Origin of the sequence: Streptomyces sp. NPDC051909, assembly GCF_040681095.1 — a bacterium.
Lineage (GTDB): Bacteria > Actinomycetota > Actinomycetes > Streptomycetales > Streptomycetaceae > Streptomyces.
In genome coordinates this window covers 1-3,481 of the sequence record NZ_JBFAYA010000076.1, presented here as the reverse complement: position 1 = coordinate 3,481, position 3,481 = coordinate 1, and the positions used below count along the sequence as shown (strand labels likewise).

The 3,481-nt window shown below is 71.4% G+C and carries 4 protein-coding genes; 3 read left to right on the top strand and 1 reads right to left on the bottom strand.

Features of this window, described 5'->3' with window-relative positions; genetic code table 11:
- Both AB0M18_RS36540 and AB0M18_RS36535 read left to right on the top strand, forming a co-directional pair.
- On the top strand, positions 1-180 hold a 180-nt coding region (locus tag AB0M18_RS36540; protein WP_365765713.1), incomplete at its 5' end, for an adenosylhomocysteinase.
- A 173-nt stretch (positions 181-353) separates the two neighbouring features.
- On the top strand, positions 354-965 hold the full coding sequence (locus tag AB0M18_RS36535; protein WP_365765711.1) for a hypothetical protein: 612 nt from the start codon (positions 354-356) through the stop codon (positions 963-965).
- A 22-nt stretch (positions 966-987) separates the two neighbouring features.
- Here AB0M18_RS36535 and AB0M18_RS36530 read toward each other — a convergent pair whose 3' ends face one another.
- On the bottom strand, positions 988-1,935 hold the full coding sequence (locus tag AB0M18_RS36530) for an RDD family protein (protein WP_365765709.1): 948 nt from the start codon (positions 1,933-1,935) through the stop codon (positions 988-990).
- Positions 1,936-2,083: 148 nt separating this feature from the next.
- On the opposite strand from AB0M18_RS36530, the gene AB0M18_RS36525 reads away from it, so the two are divergent.
- Positions 2,084-3,091 (top strand): stage II sporulation protein M, encoded by a 1,008-nt coding sequence (locus AB0M18_RS36525; RefSeq protein ID WP_365765707.1) that lies wholly within the window; start codon positions 2,084-2,086, stop codon positions 3,089-3,091.
- The last annotated feature ends 390 nt before the right edge of the window (positions 3,092-3,481 follow it).

The following is a 3,481-nucleotide window of genomic DNA, read 5'->3' as shown; positions in this document are numbered from 1 at the left end:
ACCAAGCCGGAGGAGTACCCGACCGACGTCTACGTGCTCCCGAAGCACCTCGACGAGAAGGTCGCCCGCCTCCACCTCGCCTCCCTGGGCGTCAAGCTGACGACCCTGCGCCCGGAGCAGGCCGACTACATCGGCGTCAAGGTCGACGGCCCGTACAAGCCGGACCACTACCGCTACTGATCCCCACGACCGGCGGGTGACCGGCGCACACGCACACGCACAACACGCGCACGCACCGGCACCCGCCCGTCGCAGGCACCCGCAGCGGCACAGACAGGCCCCCGCACCCCCGTGGCGGGGGCCTGTCCCCGTTCCTCCTGCCGCTACCGCTCCAGGACGCACCCCGAGGACCCATGCCCCGAGGCCGTTATTCGCTCCACGATCCGCACGATCACACCCCCCTCGGTGAAGAGCACTTCCACTGCGCGCCCGGCCCCTCCGGCTGGCGCTACGTCGCCCGGACCACATCCCCCTCCGGCGAGCCCACCGGCTCCGTCGACCTGGCCGTCGACGACCTTGGCCGCCCGATCCGCCTCGAACTCCACGCCGCCGACTGGCAGGTCCGCGGCGCCGCGCTCGACGGCGTCACCTGGGTCCGTACCGACCCCACCGGAACCCACGCCACCGAAGGCAATGTGCGCGCCCACGCCTTCACCGGCACGTCCCCGGCATTCCTCGTCGCGATCTCCCGACTCCTGCGCCTCACCCCCGATTCCCCGGAGACCCGCATCCGGCTCGTCGCCTTCACGGATCCCGTGCTCGCCCCCCTGACGGTCGACCAGTCATGGGCCCTGGTGAAGAGTGAAGCGCACGCCACTGACAACGGCCACCTGATCGTGGACGAGTACCAGGTCAGCGCCCTCGACACGGGCGAACGGCACACCGTCCACCTCGCCGGCGACGTGGTCCTCTCGGCCCCCGGCATCGAACTCGAAGAACTCGACACCCCGCCGAACGTCTTCTGACCGCGCGGCGGCTTCGCGAGCCCTACGCCGGCGGCGCGAACCCCGTCGCAGGCGGGGAAGCGGCGGGCGCGGGCGCCGCAGGTGCCGGCCCGGAGGCCGCAGGAGCGGGTGAGACCGGAGAAGGGGAAGCCGGAGGGGCCGGACGGGCCGAGGGATCCGAAGGGGCCGAGGGAGTCGAGACCGAAGGCTCGGAGGCTGCGGCGCCGGAGGGGGAAGCGGGGGTGAATGCCCGCCGCGCCTCGCGCGCCTGCCGCTCGGCCACCACACCCGCCAGATACGCCGCCGCCGGCACCCCGGGCGGCGCCGGAGTCCCCGTACGCGCCATGAGCTCACCGGCCAACCGCTCCGCGAGCCGCTGCCCGATCCCCGGATCCAGCTGCCGCATCCGCGTCAGGTACTGCCGTACCTCCAGCCACAGCGAGTCGGGCACGGCCGACAGATCCAGCCCCGAGAACCGCCCCAGCAGCCACGGCGGCGGAGGCGGCACCAGCATCCCCGCCCCCGGACCGGCGGCGACCCGCTCCCGTACGACCAGGGTCCCGGCGAACACGTCCCCGATCCGCCGCCCCCGCTCGGACACAAGGGAGGCGATGCACGCGACGACCCCGAAGGTCATCAGGATCTCCACGACCCCCATGGCCCCGCGCATCAGCGCGTGCCGGAAGCGGATCGGACCGCCGTCCTCGCGCACCACCCGCAGCCCGAGCGCCAGCTTCCCCAGCGACCGCCCGCGCGACAGCGTCTCCACGGCGATCGGCGCACCGACCAGTACGAGGAGGAAGGAGGCGACCGCCAGCGCCCGCACCGCCGCCTCGTCCAGCGACGCCGTCGCGACCGCGAGCCCGATGCTGATCACCAGGAACCCCGCCCACACCACGACGAGATCGATCAGTACCGCCAGCGCCCGCGTCGGCAGCCGGGCCGGCTCCAACCCCAGATAGACGGCGTCCCCCGTCACCACCCCACTCACGGCGCCCCACCCTTCTTCGCCCACCCGAACCCGGTCCGAACGCCAGTCTGCCAAGCTGACCCGCAGCGCGCCGCAGCAGTACGAGCAGTGCGGCAGTACGAGCAGTACGGACCCGTACGCACCCCAGTGCCTGGAGCAGCAGCCGACCATGGACCTCGACGTCTTCGTCACCGCCCACCGAGCCGAGTGGGACCGCCTCGACCACCTGCTGCGCCGCGGCCGTCACCTCACCGGCGCCGAGGCCGACGAACTCGTCGCGCTCTACCAGCGCACCGCGACCCACCTCTCGCTCATCCGGTCCAGCGCCCCCGACCCGATGCTCACGGCCCGGCTCACCCAGCTGATCGCCCGCGCCCGCGCCACGGTCACCGGCACCCGCCGCGCCTCCTGGCGCGACGCCGCCGACTTCCTGACCGCCGGCTTCCCTGCCGCCGTCTACCGCTCGCGCCACTGGTGGATACCGACGGCGATCCTCTCCACCCTGCTCGCGGCCCTCATCGGCTGGTGGATCGGCACCCACCCCGAGGTCCAGTCCGCACTGGGCGCCCCGGCCGCGCTCCGCGAGATGACCCGCCCCGGCGGCCAGTACGAGACCTACTACTCCAGCCATCCGGCGGCCTCCTTCTCCGCCGAGGTCTGGACGAACAACGCCCAGGCCGCCGCCACCTGCCTGGTCCTGGGCGCCTTCCTCGGCCTCCCGGTGCTGTACATCCTGTTCGCCAACATGCTGAACCTCGGCATCGGCGTCGGCCTGATGGCGTCCGCCGGCCGCCTCGACGTCTTCCTCGGCCTGATCCTTCCGCACGGTCTCCTCGAACTGACCGCCGTCTTCGTCGCCGCCGGCACCGGCCTGCGCCTCGGCTGGACCGTCATCGACCCCGGCCCCACCACCCGCCGCGCCGCTCTCGCCCAGCAGGGCCGCGCCGCGATCGGCATGGCCATCGGCCTCGCCCTGGTCCTCTTCGTCTCGGGCCTGATCGAAGGCTTCGTCACCCCGTCCGGCCTGCCGACCTGGGCCCGCATCGCCATCGGTATCGCCGCTGAACTGGCATTTCTCGTGTACGTGTACGTGCTCGGCGGGCGCGCGGCCCGCACCGGCGACACGGGCGACGTGGCAGAACCGGACCGCACGGCCGAGCTGCCCACGGCGGCCTGAGCTCGATGTGCGGAGCACCCCGCTGACCTGCTAGTCTCCTCTTCGCCCACAAAACCCGTTGACACGGGTGGCGAGGGGAGGTAGATTCAAACGGTTGCCCGGAGCTGGACAAGCTCGGGGCGGACGAGTTAGAATCTCACTCGCTCCGGACGAGGATTCGAGTCCCATTCGAGGATTTCGAAGACCACGGAGCCATCCCGATTCCTTATCCGAATCACCGAAGCCGCCAATTAGGTCGGCGGAAATGAATCTGATAAAGTCGGAACCGCCGGAAGGGCCCGGAACGACGAAAGTCGAAAAGGGACCGGAAAGCACCGAGGAAATCGGATCGGAAAGATCTGATAGAGTCGGAAACGAAGGAAGCGCCCGGAGGAAAGCCCGCGAGGGTGA